The following is a 21886-nucleotide window of genomic DNA, read 5'->3' as shown; positions in this document are numbered from 1 at the left end:
GAAAATCCCGTTGTGATATCACATAGCCATGTGTTTAAATTTGACGCTAGTTAATTGACTCCTTACCAATAAGGATCGACACCATGGCGATGCGTCTGGCAGTGATGCTGCTGTTTCTCTACTCCACTCCGATTGTCTCGGCGGCCCAGCCAATTCCTGGAGAGCTGGAAGTGGCTCGCGAGCGATTGTTGAGCTTGGTCAACGACTGATTTCAGGGTTTCATCAATCAATAAACCTGATGGTGACTATGCATAATCGTCGCTATTCATAACGGTTTATTTGATTGATTCTGTGGGCATCGAAACATGCCCACGGAGAACCCCATGGCCCGCGCAATCCTTTCTTCCGCCAGACACGGCGCTTACATCGCCATCGGCCTTTACGTCGCATTGGTGCTGGTGGTCAGCGTCGGCGCCCAATACCAAGGCTTCGTTGATTCGTCGCTGCATGCGTCGGTTGCCACTGTCGCCGCCGAACGCGGCGCAGGCAAAGGGGCTGTCGGCGCATGAGCAGATGCAAGTTCTGGGTGATTGCCTTCCTGGCGTTTATCACCAACGGGTTTTCGTTGCTTGGATTGGGGCAGGCGTCGGCGGGGTCGTTGGCGCGGACGATCGAGTGCAACCACAACATCGCCCATAACATTCTCACCTCCAGGGCATTGGGGGTGTTGGTGGGTAATCCGCCGTCGGCGCCGAGGGTGGCTGAGTTTGGGCCGTTTCAGGTTGATTGCGCGCTGGTGCGCATGTGCACCGTCGCCGCTTGAAGGGATCTACGGGCTTTTGTGGCGAGGGAGCTTGCTCCCGCTCGGCTGCGCAGCAGACGCCTTGGGTGTAGACCGAATGGGCCTGCTGCGCAGGCCAGCGGGAGCAAGCTCCCTCGCCACGACGGCGACGTAGCTCACTTGGCCATGATCGCTACGAACAGCTCGGAATCCAGGAATTTCTGCAACCAACCTTGCAATCGCGGATAGGGCGCCTCGGCAAACCAGTCGCGATCGACATGGGCGAACTGGCGTACGAAGGGCATCACCGCCACGTCGGCCAGGCTCTGATGTTTGGCCGCCAGGAACGGCCGGGTTTCAAGCAGTCCTTCCAGCTTGCGCAGAAAAACTTCGCCTTCGCTGCGGTAGTGTTCCTGCGTGTATTCGGGATGTCGCTCCGGGTATTTGTAGCGGTTCAGGTGAAGCTTGAATACCTGGTCGTTTTCCTCGATCAACGCTGCCGTCAATGCCTGGGCCTTGGCATCGTCCCGTAGCTGCCAGTCCTGCGGATCGTGTTGGGCCAAGGCCCAGTTGATGATCTCCAGGCTTTCGTCGATCACTCGGCCATCGACCTGCAACACCGGCACCGTGCCTTTGCTCGAGAGTGCAAGCATCTCGGCGGGCTTGGCCTTCAGGCTGACTTCGACGATCGTCAGTTCGACCGCGCTGTAACGCAACGCCATGCGTGCACGCATGGCATAGGGGCAGCGGCGGAAGGAGTACAGCGTGGCACGGCTCATTTCACCTCCAGCGTGCTCAGCCCATTGCCCTGGCGACGGACCTGGATCTGCACCGGGATTCGCTCGTGCATTTCCTGCACATGGGAGATGACCGCGACCTTGCGCCCCTGGGCCTGCAAGCCGTCGAGGGCGTCCATCGCCAGTTGCAGCGATTCGGGGTCGAGGCTGCCGAAGCCTTCGTCGATGAACAACGATTCGATTCTCAGCGTGCTGGACGCCATCGAAGCCAGGCCCAACGCCAGGGCAAGGGAGACCAGGAAGGTCTCGCCGCCGGACAACGAATGTACCGAGCGCAGTTCATCGCCCATTTCCGTGTCCATTACCAGCAGGCCAAGCATGCTGCCGCCGCGCTTGAGCCGGTAACGGCGAACCAGTTGGCGCAACTGGGCGTTGGCGTGGTGGACCAGCAAGTCGAGGTTGTACGCCTGGGCCAGTTTGCGAAAGCGGTCGCCGGTGGCCGAGCCAATCAAGGCGTCGAGGCGCGCCCAGCGCTGGTATTCGGCATAGGCCTGCTCGATCTGTCGGGCCAGGACCTGGTTGGCGTGCTGCCGACGCTGGTCTTCAGCCTGTTCGGCGCGCAACTCGGCGCAGCGTTGTTCGCTGGCGGCAAACTGCTCCTGCAGTACCGCCAAGGCTTGGGTCAATTCTTCAGGCGGCAGGTTGCCGTTGTGTTGGGCCTGGTGGTTGTGCAGGCGCTGCTCGCGTTCGGTGAGCAGGACGCGGGCCTGCTCGATGGCTTTTTCGCTGGTGAGCAGGCGTTGCCGCAGTTGACTGACCTGTTGCTCGTCGAGGCCGAGCAGGGCATCGAGCGCGGCGTCGTCGAGTTCCGGATGAGAAGCGCGCCATTGGGCGATGCCGGCGGCGAGCGTCTGCTGTTCGGCCTCAAGCAACTGGGCCTGCTCATGCCGGGCCTGGAGCTCGGCAGCCAGTTGCACAAGGGTATTGCGCAACTCCTGTAACTGCTGACCGGCCGCTGTCTCGGCATGGCGGGCCTGTTCCAGGGCCTGGTCGAGTTGTTGCTGCCATTGTTCGGCACTGGAATGTTCGCCCAGCAGTTGCGTGAGCTTTTGCTGGCAGGTCTGCTGTTGTTCATTCAGTGCGTTGAATTGCTGCTGCGCCGCTTCGAGTTGTTGCACACGGGTCTGCTGGCGGTCCTGCTCTTTCTCCAGGGCTTGCTGGCGTTGAAGTTGTTCGCCGAGCTCTTCGCGTTGCTGTTCCAGTTGCGCCAGGCGCTGGGTGATCTGCTGGTCGAGTCGCATGAACGTCGCGGCGGGATCGCTGCGCAGGGCCTGCAAGGTATCGGCCGGCAGCAGCGCACTGAAATGCCCGAGCTCTTCGTCCAGGCGCTGGCGGTCGTGGGCCATTTCCTGTTGCTGGTTGCCCAGGTGCAGTGACGCCTGCTGGCTGGCGGTTTCCGCTTCGCGCAGTTGCTGCGCCAGGCGCGCGGCGTCCTGTTGCAGGGTGAGCAGGGCGGCCTGGCGTTGTTCGTCCTGGCTGATGCGCAGGTTCAACTGGCTGTTTTGCTGGGCAAGCCAGGCGTCGCGCTGGTCTGGCGCCTGAGCCAGCAACTGCTCCGACAACGGATGGGCTTCGAGGCTTGGCGCGAGGCCTTGTTGCTGGGCGGCGAGTTGTTCCTGCTGCTGTTTGAATTCCTTGAGCTGGGCAATGACCCCACTGTATTGCGCTCGCAGATCGATGACTTTTTCATTGAGCAGGTCGACGGCTCTGCGCGCATTGGCCTCTTCGCTTTCATCGAATCGGCCGAGGCTTTGCAGCAGCGCTTCGGGCTGATGGTACGGGTGTTCGACGCTGCCGCAGACCGGGCACGGCTGGTTGTCCTGCAACTGTTCGCGCAGTTGCTCGACGCTTTCGCTGCGAGCCAGGCGCTGGCGTTCCAGCAGTTCACGGGTGACAGTCAGGGTCTGTTCGGCAATGGTCAGCTCGGCCTTGGCTTCGCCGCCTTCGGACACCAGCCGGTCGCGCTCCTGCAAGGCTTGCTGCTGGCGTCGCTCCAGCTCCGCGCTGCGTTTGTCCAGGTCTTGTTGGCTGGCCCAAAGCCGAGTCAGTTCCTCGAATGCACGCAGTTGCTTGCGATTGTCTTGCAGCAGGTTGCCGAGCAACTGGATCTGTTCCGCCACCGCTTGCGGTTCGGCCCCGGCTTCCTTGTAGAGCACTTCGAGGTTTTGCCGGCGGGTTGCCAGGTCATCGGCGGCGCGAGTGGCGCTTTGTTCCAGCAGCGCGAGTTCGTCCTGGCCCTTGTTCAGCCGGTTGCCGATCAACATCAACTGTTGCAGGCGATCGCGGTAGGCGGACCAGGCATCGCCCAGCGGTGCGAGATCGGTACTTTGTTCCAGTTCGCCGGCGATCCTTTGCAGGCGCTCATCAACCTGCCGTTGCTGTTCGAGCAGGGTGTCGATGCTGCGCTGGCCGTCGGTGCAAGCCTGCTGGACCTGTTGCAACTGTTCGGCGCCTTGGCCGGCTTCCCTGGCCAGGCGAGCGAGGCTGCTTTGTTCGTCGAATGCCTGGCGTAGCAGCGGTGCGTTATCCGCACTCTGCTGGCGGGCGGCGGCCAGGGCCAATTGCGCCACGCCCAGGCCTTTTTCCAGTTCGGCCTGTTGCTCATGCAACTCGACTTGCTGCTGGGTCAGTTGCTGGATCCTGACTGCCAGCGGCTCCAGCTGACGATCCAATTCCGCTTGGCGGATGAATTGGTGCCGCTGGGGCGCCAGTTGTTCCAGGCGTGTCAGTTTCAGGCGTTCGTCGGCCAGCGCAGCCCAATCGGCCTGGGCCCGTTGCAGTTGTTCGGCGGCGCTGGCCTGTTCGTCCTGCAATTGGCGCAGGTCCCTGAGCCAAGTGTGCTGCTGTTCCAATTGCTTGAGCTGTGCCTGCTGGGTCTTGAGCAGTTGCTGGGCGTCGTTAAAGCGTTGGTCCAGCTCGGCGCGGGCTTCGGCGGCCAGCGGCGTGACGCCGGTGGCCTGGTCCTGCAACTGCTTGTGGATTTCCCTGGCCTGCTTGGCCTTGTCGAAGGCGCGGCGGCCCAGACGCGTATACAGGGCCGTGTCGGTGAGCTTTTCCAGCAACTCGCTGCGGTCGTTGTCGTCGGCCTTGAGAAAGGCGCTGAACTCGCTCTGGGCCAGCAGCACGGCGCGGGTGAACTGCTCGAAATTCAGGCCCAAGGCGGTTTCGAGCTGGGTCTTGTATTCGCCTTTCTGGCTGGCCAGCAGTTGGTCATTGTCCAGGTCGCGCAGGCTCTGGCGGCTGGCCTGCAATTTGCCGCCGGCCTTTTCCCGGGCGCGATTGGCCTCCCAGCGAGCGCGGTAGCGGCGCCCGTCGATACCGCGAAAATCCACTTCGGCATAACCGTCGCCGGTGCCACGGCGCAGCAGCGTGCGCGGATCGCCCGTGGCGATCTCGCCGTCGGCGTCAGGCACCTTGGCGTCACGACCGGTGTTGTTCAGGCGCGGCACCGCACCAAAAAGCGCCAGGCACAAGGCATCGAGCAGCGTGCTCTTGCCGGCGCCGGTGGGGCCGGTGATGGCGAACAAGCCGGCGCTGGCCAACGGCTCGGCGGTGAAATCGATTTCAAACGGCCCGGCGAGGGAGGCGAGGTTCTTCAGGCGAATCGCGAGGATTTTCATGGCTGCTCGCTCTCCATCTGCACGTCTTGCAACAGCACGGCAAAATCCTTGAGGGTCTGTTCGTCCACTTCGTTGCCGTAGGTGTCCTGCCAGGCACGGCTGAACAATTCCTGCGGGCTCAACTGGTCCAGTTCGACCAGCGCGGTGCCGTCCTCGACGCCGCTGGAGCTGCCGTTGCCGGCGTACTCGGCGGCGATGCGCACCAGCCGCACGGCTTTGCCTTGCAACGCCGTCTCCACTTGATGGCGCAAGTCGGGCTGCGGCTCGTCGAGGCGCACTCGAACCTCCAGCCAGGGCTGGCGCTGCACGTCCGCCAGCAGGTCGATGTCCGGCAGGTCTTTCAGTTGCAGCAGAATATCGGCCAGCGGCGCCGGGCCCAGGCGTTGCAGGTTGACGGCGCGGGGAATCAGTCGGGGTTCGACGTTTACCAGGGTTTCGCCGTCCAGGGTGACGTCGAGGATCTGGTGCCGATAGCCGATCTCGGAGAACGACAGCGGGATCGGCGAGCCGCTGTAGCGGATGCGCTCTTCACCGTTGACCTTCTGCGGCTTGTGCAGGTGGCCGAGGGCAACGTAGCTGATGCTCGGGCCGAAGAGGCTGGCGGGCAGCGCTTCGGCATTGCCGATGATCAGGCTGCGCTCGGAGTCCTCCGATACCGAGCCGCCGGCCATGTGCGCATGGCTGACGGCGATCAGTGCCTGGCCTTTCTTGCGCTTGTCGTTGGCAGCGGTGATCAGCCATTCATGGACCTGGCCGATGCCGCGCAGGTAGTCATCCCCCAACTGCGCGCCAGTGACTTCCGCCGGCCGCAGGAACGGCAGCGCCAGGCACCAGGCGCGGACCTTGCCCTTGGTGTCGGGCAATGGCAGCAACAGGCGCTCGACGTCCAGTTGTCCATCATCCAGCCACAGCACCCGGCCCAGGGCATGGGTGCGCAAGCGTCGCATCAACGGCGCTGGCAGTTCGATGCGTGAGCCGGAGTCGTGGTTGCCGGCAATCATGACGATGGTCAGGTTGGCGTTTTGTTCGTGGGCGCTGACGATGAAGTCGTACAGCCGTTCCTGGGCTTTGACCGGTGGGTTGACGGTGTCGAAGATATCGCCGGCAATCAGCAGCACATCGGGCTTTTCGCTGCCCAGTTGACGCAGCAGCCAGTCGAGGAAACAGGCGTGTTCGAAGTCACGATCCTGGCCGTGGAGGTTTTGCCCCAGGTGCCAGTCGGAGGTGTGAAACAGACGCAAGGCGGACTCCAGAATACAGACGATGGCCGCGGGAGGAGAGGCGGCGCAAAAATGCAGAGTTTACTGGGAAACGCGGGGCAGGGGCTGCCCAACTTTGTCGGATGGACCGGCGCGGCTGTTGTGGCGAGGGAGCTTGCTCCCGCTGGGCCATGCTTGCGCTCCAGTGCGCAGCAGCCCTCAGCTTTTTGCGGTCGCTGCGCAACCGAGCGGGAGCAAGCTCCCTCGCCACAAAAGTCCTGCGACAAAAACGGGGTTATTTGGGATAGAGCGGCGGCAGGCTGGAATCACTGGCAGCGTCCGGCGTTCCTTCCAGAGGCGGAATGGTCCGGATCGCCCGCCACAGGTCTTCCCCTTGCCAATACTGGCCGGTTTCGCTGTAGAGCGCGCCGTTCAAGCCATCAAGGGCGTCGGACAGTGGCACGAAACGCGCCGCCATGTCGGCCAGGGTTTCCGGCTGCTGTCGAGCCCAGGCGTCCAGTGCCTGACGGGTGGCGTGCGAGTCGTTGGCCAGGCAGGCGCGCTTGAGGTCATCCAGCAGTGTGCGTGGGCTCGGCCCGGCCTGGGCCGAACGCAGGATCGCCGGTTGCCAGCGCGCGCGCCACCACAGGCCGAAGCCGAGCAACGTCGTGCAGGCCAGGATCAACGTACTGAGTTGCCAGTACCAAAGGGTTTCGCTGTCGACAGTGGTGACGATCTGAGTGGTGCCTGCCGGCGTGTCGACCATCAGGCTCGGGTTGTTCGCCACTTGCAGGGTCCGGGCCGGCAGGCTGGTGCGGTCCAGGTGGTCTTCCAGGGTGTTCCACCAGACCACTTCCACGGGCGGCAGCTCGATGGTGCCGCTACGATTGGGCACCAGGGCTTCGCGGTCTTCGCGGCTGCCAACCAGGCCGCGCTCGCTGCTGCGGCTGCTCAGCACCGGCTGGTCGGGGTAGCGCCGCAGGCCATTGATTTCGGTAGGCGGAAGCGGCGGCAACTGGGCGCTGGTCAAGCCTTCCGCCTCCAGGGTCAGGCTGCGGGTGAGCGAATCGCCGACCTGGCTGTGAGTCGGTTCCGGGCTCCAGCTTTCGCTCAAGGACAAGCTGCGCGCCGGCAGCCAGGGGAGGTCTGCCGGGTAGCTGGCGGGCTTGGGCTTGACGGTCAGTTGCAGTTGCGTGGAACTGACGCGCATCAACTGGCCGGGTTTGGCGCCCGGTGCTGCGGTGCCCTGGGCCGTGGGTTCAACCAGCGTGGCGCTGAAGGTCTGGGCCGGGATCGCCAGTTCGCCGCTGCGCTGCGGGTAGATGCCGTAACGCAATTCGATGACGCCGTGGCGCACATCGTTGATGACTTTTTCGTAGGTGCGCGATTCGCCCAGTTGCTCGGTGCGCGCATCGGGAATGTGCAGCGGTGTCAGGCTGCTGTCGTCGTACAGCGATACCGAATGGTAGATGCGCAGCGTCAGGATGGCCTGGGCCTGCACGTACACCTCGCGCTGGTCGAGGCTGGCTTCGATGAACACCGGCGCGAGGGTGCCAGAGGCGTTGCGGGTTTCGCTTTCGATCACCTGCAAAGTGATCGGCTGGCTGCTGACTTCGCCCAGTTGCAGCGGCGGGATCACCACCGTGCCGCTTTGACGCGGCAGCAGCGTGACGATCCAGCGGGTAGTGGCGCGATTCTCGCCGTCAAGGGTGGTCAACTGGTTGACCTGGCGGGTACCGCGCACATCAAACAGTGCCTGGAGCGGGCTCAGGTCAGGTTTGCCGAACAGCGTGGCATCGTTGGACTCCAGCGTCAGCTCGACGGTCTCCCCGGAGTTCAGGCGACTGCGGTCCACGCTGGCAGTCAGCTGCGCGGCCTGGGACCCGGCAGCCCAGAGCAGCAAGACGAGGAGATAGGCGGTGAAGCGGGTCATTGGTGTTTTTCCTGAGCCTGGTGGCTTTGCTGTTCATACCAGAATTTTCGCCTGAGCAGTTCGCCCGGGTTGTCCGGGATCTGGCGCAGCCATTGTTCCAGTGCCTGGCGCTGCTCTTCGGCATTGCGCTGGCCCGCGGCCGGGCGCAGTGGCGGGGTGGTGGTCTGCTCGTCGGGCAGTTCGCTGCCGGGCACGTCCTCGGCGCGGGTCGGTGGCGCCTGGGACGCCGGGGATTGCTCCGGCGTCGCTGGCGCCTCGGAAGAAGGCTGGCCCGGCTCGGACGACTGGTTCGGGGTATCGCTATCCGGCGATTGCTCGGTGGGCGCGGGGTCCTGGTTTTCGTCGGGCTTGGCGGTGTCCGGTGGCGCAGCCTGCTCTTTCAGCAGGCTTTCCACCAAGGCCTTGTTGGTCTGCGCCGGGCGCAGGTCCGGCTGCAATTCCAGCGCTTGCTCATAGGCATCGATCGCGGCCTCCAGTTCGCCGCTGCGGGCCAGGGCATTGCCGCGATTGTAATGTGCGCGGGCATCGTTGCCTTCAGCGAAACGCCGGGCGGCCTCGCTGTACTGGCCGGCCTCGTAGAGGGCGACACCTTGCCATTGGCTGTCCTCGAAGCGGGTGGCGGCCTCGGCTGGGCGTTTCTGCTTGAGCAGGTGCTGGCCCTGTTGATCGGGGCGCAGCCACAGGTCCTCGAATTCAAAGGCATGGCTGGTCTGCGGCAGCGCAAACAGCAGCGGCAGGCAGAACAGCCAGCCCCGACGCCCGGCGCAGGCGGCCAGCAGCAGGAGCGGCAACAGCAGCCAATAACCCTGGTCGGCCCAGGTGTCCAGGCGCAGTTTCTCGCCATCGCTGCGCAGACGGCGCGGACCGTCCAGCAGGCCCAGGCTGCGCAGGTCGCTGTCGTCCAGGTGCGCGGGACGGTAACGGCCGTCCAGCTCATCGAGAAATGACTTGAGGCTTGGGCTGTCCAGGCGCGGCACCAGGATCGCGCCTTGGGCATCCTTCAGGTAACTGCCGTCTTCCTGGGCCACGGGCGCACCTTCACGCGTACCGATGCCGAGCATCAGCAAACGAGTGGCGGAACCGTCGAGTCTCTGGCTTATGCCAAGGCGTTCCTGCTCGTTCAGGGATGAACCGATCAAGAGGATCCGGCCGTGGCCGAGCCCGGCCTGGTCCAGCAGCGCCATGGCCTTGTTGACGGCCAGGTCGGCACGGTGGCCGCCTTGCGGCATGATCGATGGCGCCAGGGCTTCGAGCAGGTTGGCGCTGGTGGCCAGGTCGTCGGACAGCGGCACCAGCGTATGGGCGCTGCCGGCATAGACGATGATCGCGGTCTGCGCGTCGCTGCGGTTCTGCAGCACGTCGAGCACTTTGCGCCGGGCCTGTTCCAGGCGCGTAGGCGGGACGTCGGTGGCGAGCATCTCTGGCGTCAGTTCGAGAATCACCACCAGCGGATCGGCGGGTTTCTGGCTGGTCTGTTCGACCCGCGTCCAGCTGGGGCCGAGCAAGGCCAGCACCACCAGCAGCCAGCCCAGCCCGAGGGCGATCCACGGCAGCTTGCTTTCGCGACCACTGCCACCGGTGAGCAGCACGGCATGGAACGCCGGCGGCAGGATCATCTGCCAGCGGCCCACGCGTTTCTGTCGGTGCCACAGTTGCCAGAGCAGCCAGCCCAACAGGGGCAGCAGCAAGATAAAAGCGGGACGCAGCCAATGCGGCCAGAGCGCGATCATCGACGCCTCCGCAGTCGCAGGCGCTTGAGCCGCTGGCGCCATTCAGAGGTTTGCGAGGGTTGAAACAGCGGCTGGGTGAACAGGCGTTGCAAGGGGTTGTCCGGCCAGCGCTCACGAACCACCAGCAACATGCTCAACAGCAAGGCAACGGCCAGCGGCCAATGATAAAGCGCCTGGGCGGGACGGGCCTGGGTCGGCTGCTGGGTCACCGGTTCGAGTTGGTCGAGGGTGGTCTTGATCGCCAGCAACTGCTCGCCATCCTGGGCGCGGAAATACCGGCCGCCGGTGACCTGGGCGATTTCCCTGAGTGTCGCTTCATCGAGATCCAGGCTTGGGTTGACACCGAGAAAGCCGGTCGTGCCACTTTGCTCCGGATCGGCACCCACGCCGATCGGGTAGATTTTCACGCTTTCGTCGGCAGCCAGCTGGGCGGCCGTCAGCGGGTCGATTTCGCCGCCGTTATTGGCGCCATCGGTCACCAGGATCAGCACGCGGCTGTTGGCCGGGCGTTGCCGCAGGCGTTTGAGGGCCAGGCCAATCGCATCGCCGATCGCCGTGTTTTTGCCGGCAATGCCGATGCGCGCCTCGTCGAGCCAGTGGCGTACGGTGCGGCGGTCGAAGGTCAGCGGCGCCTGCAGGTAGGCCTGGCTGCCAAACAGAATCAGGCCGACCCGGTCACCTTCCCGACCTTCGAGAAAATCCCCGAGCATGTGCTGGACCAGCGCCAGGCGACTGATGTCCTCGTCTTTCCACTGCATGTCAGGAAAATCCATGGACCCGGAGACATCCACCGCCACCAGCAGGTCGCGACCGCTGGCGGCAATCGGCAACGGCTCGCCCAGCCACTGCGGGCGGGCGGCGGCGATCAGCAGCAACAACCAAAGCAGGATGAAAGGCGCCTGCTGGCGCCATGTCGGCAGATTGGCCCGGGCCCGGCGCCCGACCAGCCCTTCGAGGTCCTCGAGGAAACTCACTTTGAGTGCCGGTTCGCCACTGTCCGCTGCGGGCAGCACCATTCGCATCAGCCAGGGCAGCGGCAGCAGGGCGAAAATCCACGGCCAGGCGAACTCAAACATGTTTGCGAATCCACGTCTCGACCGCTTGCGTCAGGCCGGCGATGGCTTTGTCGTCAAGCTTGCATTCGGGCTTGTAGGCACCTTCTACAAGGATCATCCAGCGGGTCAGGCCGGCGGCCGGGCAGCGGTTGTCGAGGAAGGCCAGCCATTTGCGCCCGTTGAGAGTATGGCTCTGGCTGTAGGGATAATGGTTGCGGCACAGGCGCTTGAGCAGCCCGTTGAGTTGCTGCAGCCAGGCGCCGGCCGGCGCGCCGTCGTAGGGCTTGGGCAACCGCGCCAGCTCGGCCAGCGCGGCCAGGCGCACCGGATCCAGGGGTTGTTCGGCGCGGTCGTCAGTGCGCTTGGCGGGAATGAAACGGCGCAACTGCCACAAGCCCAGGCCCAGCAATGGCAATAACACCAACAACATCCACCAGCCCGGCGCGGGCGGCCAGAAACCGATGGGCGGCGGCGCCATCAGCGGCTGCAGCTGATCGAGGTTGCTCATCGGGTTTTCCCTGGGCGCTTGGGGTTCAGGTACTCGCGCAGTTGTTCGACCATGTCGCCTTGAGTGCTCAAGGGCAGCATCAGGATCCGCAGCTTCTGCGCCAGCATTTCCCAGCGCTCCAGGCGCGCCTCGGCCTGGGCGCGGTAGGTCTGGCGCAGTTCCAGGTTCAGCGTGTCGAGCTCCAATTGCTCACCGCGCTGGGCAAACCGCAGCAGGCCGGCGGCAGGCAGGGCGTGGTCCAGCGGGTCGGACAGCGGCAGCAACAGCAGGTCGCAATGACGCGACAGCAGGCTCAACTGCTGCTCGGCACCGTCGGAGAGGGCGCGCTCGTCACAGATCACGATCGCCAGGCTGCCGGGCCGCAGGACTTCCCGGGCCCGGCGCAAGGCGACACCGAAGGAATCGCGGTCCGACTCGCCTTCGGTGTGCAACGACTGATTGACGCGCACCAGGCGGTTGAGCAGCTGCAGCAGGCTTTGTTTGCTGCGCCGAGGCTTGACCTCGTAGTGGCTGTTATTGCCGAACACCAGACCGCCGACCCGGTCGTTGTGCCCCAGCGCGGCCCAGCCGATCAGGCTGGCGGCCTGGGCGGCGAGCACCGACTTGAAGACCTGCCCGGAACCGAAGAACAGGCGGTGGCTTTGCTCGATCATGATGAAGATCGGCCGTTCGCGTTCCTCATGGAACAGTTTGGTGTGGGGCTCCTGGGTTCGGGCGGTGACGCGCCAGTCGATGGTCCGCACGTCGTCGCCGGCCTGGTAGACCCGCACCTGATCGAAGTCCACTCCGCGCCCGCGCAGCTTGGAATGGTGCAGGCCGATCAGCGGGCTGCGCTGGCCAGGGGTGGAGAACAACTGCACTTCGCGCACGCGATGGCGCATCTCGATCAGCTCCGAGAGGCTGACGCGGATGCCCGGGACGGGCGCCAGTGGGTTATTCATGATTCATGCTCAAGCGACAGCGACGACGTCGAGAATCCGCTGCACGACCCGATCCTGGTCGATGCCGGCGGCTTCGGCTTCGAACGACAGAATGATGCGATGGCGCAGCACGTCGAACAGCACGGCCTGGATGTCTTCCGGGCTGACGAAGTCGCGTCCGGCCAGCCAGGCGTGGGCCCGGGCGCAGCGGTCCAGGGCAATCGAGCCCCGCGGGCTGGCGCCGTAGGCGATCCACTCGGCCATCTCCGGGTCAAACTTGGCCGGGTTGCGAGTGGCCATGATCAGTTGCACCAGGTATTCCTCCACGGCGTCCGCCATGTACAACCCGAGGATCTCCTTACGGGCAGAAAAAATTGCCTGCTGGCTGACGCGACGCTCGGGCTTGGTTTCGCCATTCAACGCTTCTCCGCGTGCCTGCTGCAGGATACGGCGCTCGACCGCGGCGTCCGGAAACCCGATCTTGACGTGCATCAGGAACCGGTCGAGCTGTGCTTCGGGCAGCGGGTAGGTGCCTTCCTGCTCGATCGGGTTCTGCGTGGCCATCACCAGGAACAGCGGCGACAGCTCATAAGTACTGCGCCCGACGCTGACCTGCCGCTCGGCCATCGCTTCGAGAAGGGCCGACTGGACCTTGGCCGGGGCACGGTTGATTTCGTCCGCCAGCACCAGGTTGTGGAAGATCGGCCCTTGCTGGAACACGAAGCTGCCGGTTTCCGGGCGATAGATCTCGGTGCCGGTGATGTCGGCAGGTAACAGGTCGGGGGTGAACTGGATGCGATGGAACTGCGCTTCGATGCCCTCGGCCAGCTCTTTGATCGCCTTGGTCTTGGCCAGCCCGGGGGCGCCTTCCACCAGCATGTGGCCGTCGGCGAGCAGGGCGATGAGCAGGCGCTCGATGAGTTTTTCCTGGCCGAGAATCTGCGTTGAAAGAAAGGTTCGCAGCGCCAGCAGCGCTTCACGATGTTCCATCGGTGACTGTTCCTGGAAAGGGTGGCCCAGGCGTTCGGATAACGCCGGGGCTGGGGGCGATACTTTAATGCATGGCGGGGGGTGGCGACTAACGGGATTTTGATGGAGCGTGCGGATTTGTGATCGGCTTCGGTGTGGTGTGGAAACAACTACCCTGGATGGTTTATTCAGCCGGCCTGTTTCTCACGGCATACTTCGATCCTATTGTGGGAGCGAGCCTGCTCGCGATGGCGGTCTGACAGCTGGCCTGGGGTTTGTCGACTGGGAACATATCCGTTGCTGCGGTAATGGCTGCTTATGGTTCCGCTTTTACAGCGCTCACTTTTATGAAGCCCGGAAGCCGGCCCAGTCAAAAGTAAGCAAAACGCTTTTGCCCCACCACTCGGCACCTCGCTCAGGCTCGGTGAGCCCTCACTCCGGCATTGCTCCGTGGGCCGCCGCGAAGGGCCGTCCCTGGCCCAGCGCGGCTATCCCGGCATCCATGCCGGGATGCCCACTGCGCAACGCCTGCGTTCGGCCAGCGTGGTTAACGGGGCGCCGAAATCAACGTCCACCGCGAGGCGGCCTTAGGGCCGACCTGTCTCTCGGCTATGTTCCAATCCCAATGTGGGAGCGAGCTTGCTCGCGAAGACGGCCGACCATTCAGCCTCCATGTCGCCTGATCCACCGCTAATACGAGGGAGCCGAGCTTCTAGAGAAAGCTGGAGTTCAGGTCTATTTCCCGTATTTCGGCTAGGGTCCGGTCTTGATGTCATCAAGCAACAATTTGATTGCTGGCCTGTTGACCAGCTCCCGCCAGTGTCCGTCGTCAACGATTGCACCGTTGTGCAGGACAATCACCCGATCAAAGCGCAACAGATGATCAAGATCATGGGTGACACAGATCAAGCCGCGTTTTGAGAAAATATCAAACAGCAGGTCCCATAAGGCATTGGTCAGCCCGGGCTCGATTGATGCACTAGGCTCGTCGAACAAGTTGAATCGTCCAGGCTTGTTGATAAGACGCAGCAGCGACAGACGCTTGGCTTCACCTCCGGAAATATTCGATGCGTGCTCACCGATGGTCCGGTCAGAAACGATTGTTTGAAGCTGCAGTCGCCGTATTGCCCGGTCGAGGCGAGGCGACGATTTAGCGCCGAATAGAACGGAGCGTTCAAAGGGACCTTCCAAAAAACGCGGTTGTTGAGGGCAGTACCTCAACGCATTCAAATGAACGCGAGGGTTCAATAGGGAAATCGGGGTGCCATCGATACTGAGCTGATTTCGCGTTTCCAGGTCCAGACCGGCAAGAACTTCCAATAACGTAGACTTGCCTGCACCGCTCTGACCGATGATTGCCACTGATTGATTCTGAATGAAAGTCAGCGCTTGCGTAATCGACAGGCGTACGTCGTCGTTTTCGGTGAGTCCGCATGGCAGCAGAGTCAGTGTCGATGTCTCCCGAAAAGAGACCTCCGATTTCCGATCGCAATGGTCAAAGTTTGGGAGCGAAAGCAGGCTCTGAAGTCGACGCTGATCGGCAAGAAACTGATCCGTTACTCGATAGCCGTCCGTCAAGGCTGCGATATTCAATAAATAGCTGCCGGCGATTGAAAAGATGGCGACCAGTTGACCGACACTGATACTGGGCTGGATCGAAAGCTGATCAATAACCCCCCATGCCAGCAATCCACCCGTGGAGAGGCTAACGAACAGAATCTTGGCGGCACTCAGAAAACCACCCGAGGTTGCCGCGCCCACCGCAGCGTCGGCGTAGCCTTTAAAAGCCTCGTTTAACGGTTGTATCGCGGTGGGCTCGGCATTTTCCAGCTTTATTGCTTTGCCGGCATTGAGGGTGTTGTACAAATGAGCGCTCAATTCATCTTCCTGCTCGTTGACGGCATCAATGTGTTTTCTGCGCCATCTGATAATCCTGTGGGTAGCAGCTAGGTAGATGATTCCTAAACCGGTCATTCCCGCAAAAACTTCACTGCCACCCATGTAAAAAAACGCACCGCCAACAATCAGGAATTCCAGGCACAACGGCAGTCCCACGGTGACAAAAAATGTCAATAGTTGCTCGTGAGCGTTAATCCCACGCTCGACTGATTTTATGAAGTGGCCTATTCGCCATGAGTTGAATCGAGCAAACTCCTTTCGCATCAGGTTTGTCAGCCACTCAATAGACGCGGCCATGACAACCTGTTGAACCAGTTTTGATAGAAAATGGATTTGCAGTGGGCTGATAATCGCTTGGGCGCATCCGGTGGCGACAAGGCCCGCCGTTAGCATGAGTAATGTGTTCGCCGTTGCATCACTTTTGCCATATAACGTGTCGATGATGGTCCCTAGAAGCAGGGGCGGGGCGAGCGCTACTAACTTGAGGGTTATTATTGTTGCGATGGTCGTTAACAGAAGTGTCGTATGTTTTTTGCGGGCTGTTCTAATAAATGTTTGCATAGGGTGCGTACGACCATCTGCGGGTTGTTTAGAGGGTTCGAGGATCAGCAGTTGCGCAATTTTCTTGTCGGAATTGCATAGGGTGTTTTGTCAGAGCATTTGCTGCCCAGATATTTTATTCCTCTGTTTAGTGTCGCGTCGCGATCACCTGACTTGCACGGTTATGTGCAAGTGCAAAATTAATAACAGTAGGCTTATGGATGGGCTAGGGTGCAACTTCCGATGCTTGCGTAGGTTTGGTCTTGGTGAACAGTAGGACGCGCCTGTGGGAAAACGAGCTCTCTGCTGAAACTGTCCTTTTTGCTTATCCAATTCAACGGCTTGAGATGTTTACTCATTCTTGAAAGGAGAGGGCGCGAGAGTAACAAGCGTGATTTAAGCCTGGAGATTGCCAGTCAGGCGTCAATAATCGGTAGGTGGAACGGTGGCGAGGAAACGAGCGCCTCGCCACGTGGAAAAAACCGCTCAGCCCTTCCACGCCCCCGAGTTCACCAGATTCATCGGCCGCTCACCCACCAACGCCGCCAGCAGATTGTCCACCGCACAACGCGCCATCGCTTCCCGGGTCTCGTGGGTCGCCGAGCCCATGTGCGGCGTCGCCACTACGTTATCCATCTGCAACAGCGGCGAGTCCGCATTCAGGGGCTCGCGTTCAAAAACGTCCAGCCCGGCGCCACGGATCTGCCCGTTGCGCAGGGCGTCGATCATTGCCGTTTCGTCGACGACTTTGCCCCGGGAGATATTGATGAAGATGCTCTCAGGGCGCATCTGCGCGAATGCCCGTGCATCGATCAGCCCTTGGGTCTCAGCAGTCAGGGGCAAGGTCAGGCAAATGAAATCCGCTTGTTGCAGCAGTGTGTCGAGTTCGCAGTAGCGCGCATTAAAACGTTGTTCCACCGCAGGCTTGGGCGAGTGACTGTGATAGAGCACCGGCATGCCAAAGCCGAAGTGGCCGCGCTGGGCCAGGGCTTCGCCAATGCGGCCCATGCCGACGATGCCCAGGGTCTTGCCATGGACATCACTGCCGAAATGCCGTGGGCCGATGCTTTGCTGCCATTGGCCGGCCCGAACCAGATTGGCCAGTTCGACGACGCGTCGGGCCGTAGCCAGGATCAAGGCAAACCCGGTATCGGCGGTGGTTTCGGTCAGTACATCCGGCGTGTTGGTAAGCAGGATCCGACGTTCGCTCAGGTAATCGATGTCGTAGTTGTCGACCCCGACCGAAACGCTGGCGATGGCCTCAAGATTCGGCGCCAGATCAAGCAACGAGGCATCGAGCTTGAGGCTTGCGCCCAATAAGGCATGGGCGCTGGGCAGGGCGTCGCGCAGTTGCGCCAGGCCCTGGGCGTCGAGGTGTTCGATGAGAGTGACCTGGGCCTGGGCTTGCAGGCGATCCATCAGTTGCGCTGACAGTTTCTTGTACAACACCACGTGCTTTTTCATGGGGATTTCCGATTCGTTAACGGACAGGCGCCGGCTGAGGCGTCGCGGTTTTGGACACGACCCGGTCACTGGCGCCGGGCTTGAGGGCGAGGGTCAGCACCACCGACAGCAGCAACGCGCCACTCATCAGCAGGAAGGACATGCCGGTGGAGCCGGTGGAGCCGTTGAGGTAACCCACCAGGTACGAGCCGCCGAACGAGCCCAGCGCGCCCATGCTGTTGATCAGCGCCATGGCGCCGCCGGCGACGTTGGCCGGGAGGATTTCCGGAACAATGGCGAAAAACGGACCGTAGGGCGCGTACATGCACGCGCCGGCAAGCACCAGCAAGGCGTAGGACCACCAGAAATGTTCCGCCCCGAGCAAATAGGAGGCGTAGAAGGCGATGGAGGCGATCAGCAGCGGCGGCCAGACAAAACGCTTGCGCTTCTGCACCTTGTCCGACGCCCATGAGACGATCAGCATGGCGATCACCGCCGCCAGATAAGGCAGCGATGACAGCCACCCGGCCTCGACCATGTTCATTTTCAGGCCGGCCTTGAGGATCGACGGCAACCACAGCACAAACCCGTAGACGCCGATGCTCCAGCAGAAAAACTGCAGGGCCAGGATGATCACCATGGGCGAGCGGAAGGCCTCGGCATAGTTTTTCACTGCCTTGATGCCGACCTGTTCGGCCGCCAGCACGGTTTCCAGGTCTTGTTTTTCCTGGTCGCTGAGCCACTTGGCCTGGGCCGGGCGATCATCGGCCAGGCGCCACCAGACAAAGGCCCAGAGCACCGCCGGCAGTCCCTCGATGATGAACATCCAGCGCCAGTCGAATTGCTCCACCAGATAGCCTGAGACCACTGACATCCACAACATGGTCACCGGGTTGCCGAGGATCAGGAAAGTGTTGGCGCGCGAGCGTTCGGCCCGGGTGAACCAGTGACACAGATAGACTAGCATCGCCGGCATCACGGCGGCTTCCACCACGCCGAGCATGAAGCGGATCACGATCAGCCAGTACGCGTTGGACACCACACCAGTGAGGGTCGCCAGCGAGCCCCAGAGGATCAGGCTGACGAAGATCAGCTTCTTGACGCTGTGCTTTTGCGCGTAGATCGCTCCCGGCACCTGGAAGAAAAAATAGCCGAGGAAAAACAGTGCGCCGAGCAACGAGGAAAGCCCCGGGGTGATCATCAGATCCTCGGCCATGCCCGACGCGGCGGCGAAGCCATAGTTGGCGCGGTCGAGGTAGGCCAGGCTGTAGGTGATGAACACGATGGGCATGATGTACCACCAGCGGCGGGTGGCGAGATTGAGCGTTTGCATGTTGTGACTCCTGAGCTTGTTGTTTTTGTTCAGCAGGTGCGTTTGCGGTGGCTTTTTCGCGAGCGGGCTCGCTCCCACAGGGTCAGCGGCGGCTCTTGTGGGAGCGAGCCTGCTCGCGATCGGCAGTTTCAAATCCAGCCAATAATTCTTGGCGCGTCGGCAAGCCTTCCATGTCCCCGCGGCTCTGTACCGCGCGGCTGCCGATCCAGTTGGCGCGCTGTACCGCCTCGCTGACGTCGCGGCCTTCGAGCAACGCGCTGATCAGGCCGACGGCAAAACCATCGCCGGCGCCCACCGTGTCCACTACTCTGGACACCGGCACGCCGGCGACAAATCCCTGGTCCAGCTGGGTGCGGTAGTAGGCGCCGTCCGGGCCAAGCTTGATCACCACGACTTCGGCACCTTGGTCCAGGTAAAAGGCAGCAATGTCGGCCGGGTCGTCAAAACCGCTCAGCAACCGACCTTCGCCGAGGCCCGGCAAGACCCAGTGGGCGAGGGCGGCATGGCGGTTGATCTCGCTGATCATCAACGCTTCGCTGGCCCACAGGCTCGGGCGCAGGTTGGGGTCGAACGACAGGCTGCGGCCGGCCTCGCGCATGCGGCTCATCAATTCGAAGGACATCGCGCGGGCTGTGTCCGACAGCGCCGGGACGATGCCGGTAGCGTGCAGATGACGGGCGCGGAGCAGGGGCGGTGCGATGGAATCGATCGACAGGTGACTGGCCGCCGAGCCGCGACGGAAATACTCGACCTGCGGATCGCTGCCGTCATCGGTGCGGGACTTGAACTGGAATCCGGTGGGGTGCGCCGGATCGACCGCCACGTGGCGGCAATCCAGGCCTTCTTTCTCCAGCGTCTGCACCACGAAGCGTCCCAGGGAGTCGGCGCCGACCCGGCTGAGCCAGGCCACCTGGAAACCCAGCCGCGCCAAGCCGATGGCGACATTGCTGTCGGCCCCGGCGATGCGTTTGTGAAACTGGTCGACGCTGGCCAGGTCGCCGGTCTGGTCGGCCACCAGCATCGCCATGGTTTCGCCGAACGACAATACATCGAACTCAGGCATGGACAGTCTCCCGGCGCGATTGTCCGAGGCGGGACAGGGTGGCGACATGTTCAGCGGTCAGTTGCGCCAGGTCGTCGCCTTGCAGCGGATACTCGGCGGCGCGCATCACCCCGACGGGCATGTGCTTGAGCAATTGTTCCCACAGGTGCAGGTCTGCCAGCGCCGGGGGCACGGCGATCAGCTTGCCGTCGTCACGTCTGGCCACGGCCTTGCAGTGCACATAGGCCACATGCCGCCCGAGTTGGCGCGCCGCCACGGTGGCCGATTGGTCCTGCCACTGCCAGTTGCCGATGTCGAAGGTCATGGCGACGGGCAACCCCTGTGCTTCAACTGCCGTGAAAAAACGCTGCAGGGGTTCGATCCGTCCGCCCTGCAGGGTCTGGTCGTTTTCCACCAGCAGTTGCACCGGGCTTGTCGCCAATATTGGCGCCAGGGCCGAGAGGTCATGGGAATCGGTGAAGTGGCCGAGGGACACTTTCAGCCAGGACGAGCCGAACGCCTCGCAACGTTGCAAGGCGATCAGCAAAGCTGGATTGGGCCTGGGTTGGCCGAGCAGCCAAAGTTCGAGCGGCGATGAATAGATGCTTGCCAGCCCTTGAGCCCGGGCGCCAGCAGCCAGCTCGTCGGGCTGTTCGTGGGTGAACAGTTCCTCTCGCCATTCGATGCGCGAGGCACCGGCGGCGGCCAGCAGTTCGACGAAGCTGCCTTGGCCGCGTTGGCGCACGAGGTCGGCGCCGAAGCTGGATAGGCTGATGGAAACGTGTGGTCTGGTCATTGTTGTTGTACCTCTGAAACCGGTTTCAGTTTTGTTCAAAAAAAGGGGGGCATTGAGGGCCTCATCGCGAGCAAGCTCGCTCCCACACTGGATCTAGCACACCTGCAAATCTCCTGTGGGAGCGAGCTTGCTCGCGATAGCGCCCTCAACACCGACCATTCCTCAGCGTCGACCCGCGCTCAATCAACCGCGCCGCAAAATCCAGGGTCTGCACCGGCCCGTTGTCACCGCGCAAGCGCTTGAGCAGGCATTCGAATGCACGGGCGCCGATTTCAGCGGTGGGTTGGGCGAGGGCGGTGATGCCGCTGCCCACCAACGGGTACCAATCCAGGTCATCCAGGGCGATCAGGCCGATGTCGTTGAACAAATGGCAACCGAGGTCGCGCAATACCTGAGTGGCGGCCAGCGCGGCGATGCCGTTGGCGCAGAACAGCGCCTTGGGGCCCCGGTCCGGCTGGGCGAGAAAGGTCTTGATGCGCGGGAGGAGTTGATCGCCGGTTTCCACCACGGCCCCGGCCAGGGCTGGACGCCGTTGGATGCCGGTCTTGAAACTCTCGACCCGTTCGATCCGCGAGCTCGTGCCATCGAATGGCTCGGTCACCAGGAGCAGGTCGCGGTAGCCTCGCTGGTCAAGGTGATCGAGGGCCATCTCGACGGTCGCCGGGTTGTCCAGCCCGACCAGGTCGGTGTCGAGCCGGTCGACCTTGCGATCCACCAGCACCATGGGCATTTCGCTGCGCAGCTCGAACAGTTCGTCGCGGTGATGACCCAGGGTGTTCACGATCAGCCCTTCGATGTTGTAGGCGCGCAACAACGCCAGGTGCTGGCGTTCCTGCTCGTCATCACGGTCGGTGTTGCACACCACCAGGCTGTAGCCGTGGCGACGGCAAGCGGTTTCCACGCCATGCATCACGGCAATCGAATAAGGGTTGCGGATATCGGCCACGAGCATGCCGATCAGGCGGGTGCGCCCGCGCTTGAGGCCGCGGGCCATCTGGTTGGGCCGGTAGCCCAGCTCGTCGATCGCCTGCTCGATGCGCCGGGCGATGGCTTCGGAGAGCAGGGCGCGGTCTTCGCCAATGAAGCGCGAGACACTGGCCTTGGAGACCCCGGCGCGCTCGGCGACATCAAGCATGGTCACGCGGCTGCGCTGGGCGGCGGAGAAAGAAGTCACGGATTTAAACCTGCTTATTGGATTTATTAGCGGTTCTGAAACCGGTTTCAGGAGACACCAGAAGCTCATCGGGCGTCAAGGGCGGCGCGTCACAGGAGCGACCAACGGTGCTTCGCAGCCGCGGGGCCGTGGCGGCGCTTCAGGCAGGTCTTGTCAGAACCGGGCCAGGCAGGCGATTTGCAGCGCGCCAGGCCTTGTGTTTAGCTG

18 protein-coding genes are annotated in these 21886 nt (G+C 62.6%); 3 read left to right on the top strand and 15 right to left on the bottom strand.

Annotated elements, in window-relative coordinates:
* The first annotated feature begins 83 nt into the window (after nt 1-83).
* The 3 genes from J3P91_RS16275 to J3P91_RS16265 all read left to right on the top strand — a co-directional run bounded on the left by J3P91_RS16275 (nt 84) and on the right by J3P91_RS16265 (nt 763).
* Nucleotides 84-209, top strand: a complete 126-nt coding sequence (locus tag J3P91_RS16275) for a hypothetical protein (RefSeq protein WP_305500469.1) — start codon at nt 84-86, stop codon at nt 207-209.
* Between the two features lie 114 nt (nt 210-323).
* Complete coding sequence (locus J3P91_RS16270) at nt 324-509, top strand: hypothetical protein (protein ID WP_434573635.1); 186 nt, start codon at nt 324-326, stop codon at nt 507-509.
* Nucleotides 506-763: a hypothetical protein gene (locus J3P91_RS16265; RefSeq protein WP_434601075.1), complete on the top strand. Its 258-nt coding sequence runs from the start codon at nt 506-508 to the stop codon at nt 761-763. The genes J3P91_RS16270 and J3P91_RS16265 overlap by 4 nt, the downstream gene beginning before the upstream one ends.
* Before the next feature lie 134 nt (nt 764-897).
* On the opposite strand, the gene J3P91_RS16260 is transcribed toward J3P91_RS16265, so the two are convergent.
* From J3P91_RS16260 to J3P91_RS16190, 15 genes are all read right to left on the bottom strand, one after another.
* Nucleotides 898-1500, bottom strand: coding sequence for a glutathione S-transferase (locus J3P91_RS16260; protein WP_434601073.1), 603 nt, complete (start codon nt 1498-1500; stop codon nt 898-900).
* The gene (locus tag J3P91_RS16255) at nt 1497-5138 is read right to left on the bottom strand and encodes an AAA family ATPase (RefSeq protein ID WP_434601071.1); all 3642 of its coding nucleotides are present in this window, start codon (nt 5136-5138) and stop codon (nt 1497-1499) included. Before J3P91_RS16255 ends, J3P91_RS16260 begins: the two co-directional genes overlap by 4 nt.
* Nucleotides 5135-6379 carry an exonuclease SbcCD subunit D C-terminal domain-containing protein gene (locus J3P91_RS16250; protein WP_434573643.1) on the bottom strand — a complete coding sequence of 415 codons (1245 nt, stop codon included), beginning with the start codon at nt 6377-6379 and terminating at the stop codon, nt 5135-5137. Before J3P91_RS16250 ends, J3P91_RS16255 begins: the two co-directional genes overlap by 4 nt.
* 253 nt (nt 6380-6632) lie before the next feature.
* Nucleotides 6633-8270 (bottom strand): BatD family protein, encoded by a 1638-nt coding sequence (locus J3P91_RS16245; protein ID WP_434573645.1) that lies wholly within the window; start codon nt 8268-8270, stop codon nt 6633-6635.
* Nucleotides 8267-10000, bottom strand: a complete 1734-nt coding sequence (locus J3P91_RS16240; RefSeq protein WP_434601069.1) for a tetratricopeptide repeat protein — start codon at nt 9998-10000, stop codon at nt 8267-8269. The genes J3P91_RS16245 and J3P91_RS16240 overlap by 4 nt, the downstream gene beginning before the upstream one ends.
* A complete protein-coding gene (locus tag J3P91_RS16235) occupies nt 9997-11076 on the bottom strand; it encodes a vWA domain-containing protein (RefSeq protein WP_434601068.1) in 1080 nt (359 codons plus the stop codon). Before J3P91_RS16235 ends, J3P91_RS16240 begins: the two co-directional genes overlap by 4 nt.
* Nucleotides 11069-11563 (bottom strand): DUF4381 domain-containing protein, encoded by a 495-nt coding sequence (locus J3P91_RS16230; protein WP_434601066.1) that lies wholly within the window; start codon nt 11561-11563, stop codon nt 11069-11071. Before J3P91_RS16230 ends, J3P91_RS16235 begins: the two co-directional genes overlap by 8 nt.
* Nucleotides 11560-12504 carry a DUF58 domain-containing protein gene (locus J3P91_RS16225; RefSeq protein ID WP_434573652.1) on the bottom strand — a complete coding sequence of 315 codons (945 nt, stop codon included), beginning with the start codon at nt 12502-12504 and terminating at the stop codon, nt 11560-11562. The genes J3P91_RS16230 and J3P91_RS16225 overlap by 4 nt, the downstream gene beginning before the upstream one ends.
* 9 nt (nt 12505-12513) lie before the next feature.
* Nucleotides 12514-13473: an AAA family ATPase gene (locus J3P91_RS16220; RefSeq protein WP_039589986.1), complete on the bottom strand. Its 960-nt coding sequence runs from the start codon at nt 13471-13473 to the stop codon at nt 12514-12516.
* 732 nt (nt 13474-14205) lie between these two features.
* The gene (locus J3P91_RS16215) at nt 14206-15912 is read right to left on the bottom strand and encodes an ATP-binding cassette domain-containing protein (protein ID WP_434601065.1); all 1707 of its coding nucleotides are present in this window, start codon (nt 15910-15912) and stop codon (nt 14206-14208) included.
* 465 nt (nt 15913-16377) lie between these two features.
* A complete protein-coding gene (locus tag J3P91_RS16210) occupies nt 16378-17355 on the bottom strand; it encodes a 2-hydroxyacid dehydrogenase (protein ID WP_434601063.1) in 978 nt (325 codons plus the stop codon).
* 16 nt (nt 17356-17371) lie between these two features.
* A complete protein-coding gene (locus tag J3P91_RS16205; protein ID WP_434601062.1) occupies nt 17372-18667 on the bottom strand; it encodes an MFS transporter in 1296 nt (431 codons plus the stop codon).
* Between the two features lie 82 nt (nt 18668-18749).
* On the bottom strand, nt 18750-19730 hold the full coding sequence (locus J3P91_RS16200; RefSeq protein WP_434601060.1) for a sugar kinase: 981 nt from the start codon (nt 19728-19730) through the stop codon (nt 18750-18752).
* Nucleotides 19723-20505, bottom strand: coding sequence for a sugar phosphate isomerase/epimerase family protein (locus J3P91_RS16195; protein ID WP_434601059.1), 783 nt, complete (start codon nt 20503-20505; stop codon nt 19723-19725). The genes J3P91_RS16200 and J3P91_RS16195 overlap by 8 nt, the downstream gene beginning before the upstream one ends.
* A gap of 145 nt (nt 20506-20650) precedes the next feature.
* Nucleotides 20651-21679, bottom strand: a complete 1029-nt coding sequence (locus J3P91_RS16190) for a LacI family DNA-binding transcriptional regulator (protein ID WP_434601057.1) — start codon at nt 21677-21679, stop codon at nt 20651-20653.
* Between the last annotated feature and the right edge of the window lie 207 nt (nt 21680-21886).

This window comes from Pseudomonas sp. Z4-7 (genome assembly GCF_051131965.1).
Classification (GTDB): Bacteria; Pseudomonadota; Gammaproteobacteria; order Pseudomonadales; family Pseudomonadaceae; genus Aquipseudomonas.
The sequence above is the reverse complement of the archived record's forward strand: the minus strand, read 5'-3'. Positions and strand labels throughout refer to the sequence as shown.

Coding starts and splice junctions, on each gene's coding strand:
- J3P91_RS16245 (WP_434573645.1), bottom strand. CDS start 8,270: ATGACCCGCTTCACCGCCTATCTCCTCGTCTTGCTGCTCTGGGCTGCC.
- J3P91_RS16235 (WP_434601068.1), bottom strand. CDS start 11,076: ATGTTTGAGTTCGCCTGGCCGTGGATTTTCGCCCTGCTGCCGCTGCCC.
- J3P91_RS16210 (WP_434601063.1), bottom strand. CDS start 17,355: ATGAAAAAGCACGTGGTGTTGTACAAGAAACTGTCAGCGCAACTGATG.
- J3P91_RS16240 (WP_434601069.1), bottom strand. CDS start 10,000: ATGATCGCGCTCTGGCCGCATTGGCTGCGTCCCGCTTTTATCTTGCTG.
- J3P91_RS16205 (WP_434601062.1), bottom strand. CDS start 18,667: ATGCAAACGCTCAATCTCGCCACCCGCCGCTGGTGGTACATCATGCCC.
- J3P91_RS16255 (WP_434601071.1), bottom strand. CDS start 5,138: ATGAAAATCCTCGCGATTCGCCTGAAGAACCTCGCCTCCCTCGCCGGG.
- J3P91_RS16200 (WP_434601060.1), bottom strand. CDS start 19,730: ATGCCTGAGTTCGATGTATTGTCGTTCGGCGAAACCATGGCGATGCTG.
- J3P91_RS16195 (WP_434601059.1), bottom strand. CDS start 20,505: ATGACCAGACCACACGTTTCCATCAGCCTATCCAGCTTCGGCGCCGAC.
- J3P91_RS16220 (WP_039589986.1), bottom strand. CDS start 13,473: ATGGAACATCGTGAAGCGCTGCTGGCGCTGCGAACCTTTCTTTCAACG.
- J3P91_RS16215 (WP_434601065.1), bottom strand. CDS start 15,912: ATGCAAACATTTATTAGAACAGCCCGCAAAAAACATACGACACTTCTG.
- J3P91_RS16230 (WP_434601066.1), bottom strand. CDS start 11,563: ATGAGCAACCTCGATCAGCTGCAGCCGCTGATGGCGCCGCCGCCCATC.
- J3P91_RS16270 (WP_434573635.1), top strand. CDS start 324: ATGGCCCGCGCAATCCTTTCTTCCGCCAGACACGGCGCTTACATCGCC.
- J3P91_RS16260 (WP_434601073.1), bottom strand. CDS start 1,500: ATGAGCCGTGCCACGCTGTACTCCTTCCGCCGCTGCCCCTATGCCATG.
- J3P91_RS16225 (WP_434573652.1), bottom strand. CDS start 12,504: ATGAATAACCCACTGGCGCCCGTCCCGGGCATCCGCGTCAGCCTCTCG.
- J3P91_RS16265 (WP_434601075.1), top strand. CDS start 506: ATGAGCAGATGCAAGTTCTGGGTGATTGCCTTCCTGGCGTTTATCACC.
- J3P91_RS16275 (WP_305500469.1), top strand. CDS start 84: ATGGCGATGCGTCTGGCAGTGATGCTGCTGTTTCTCTACTCCACTCCG.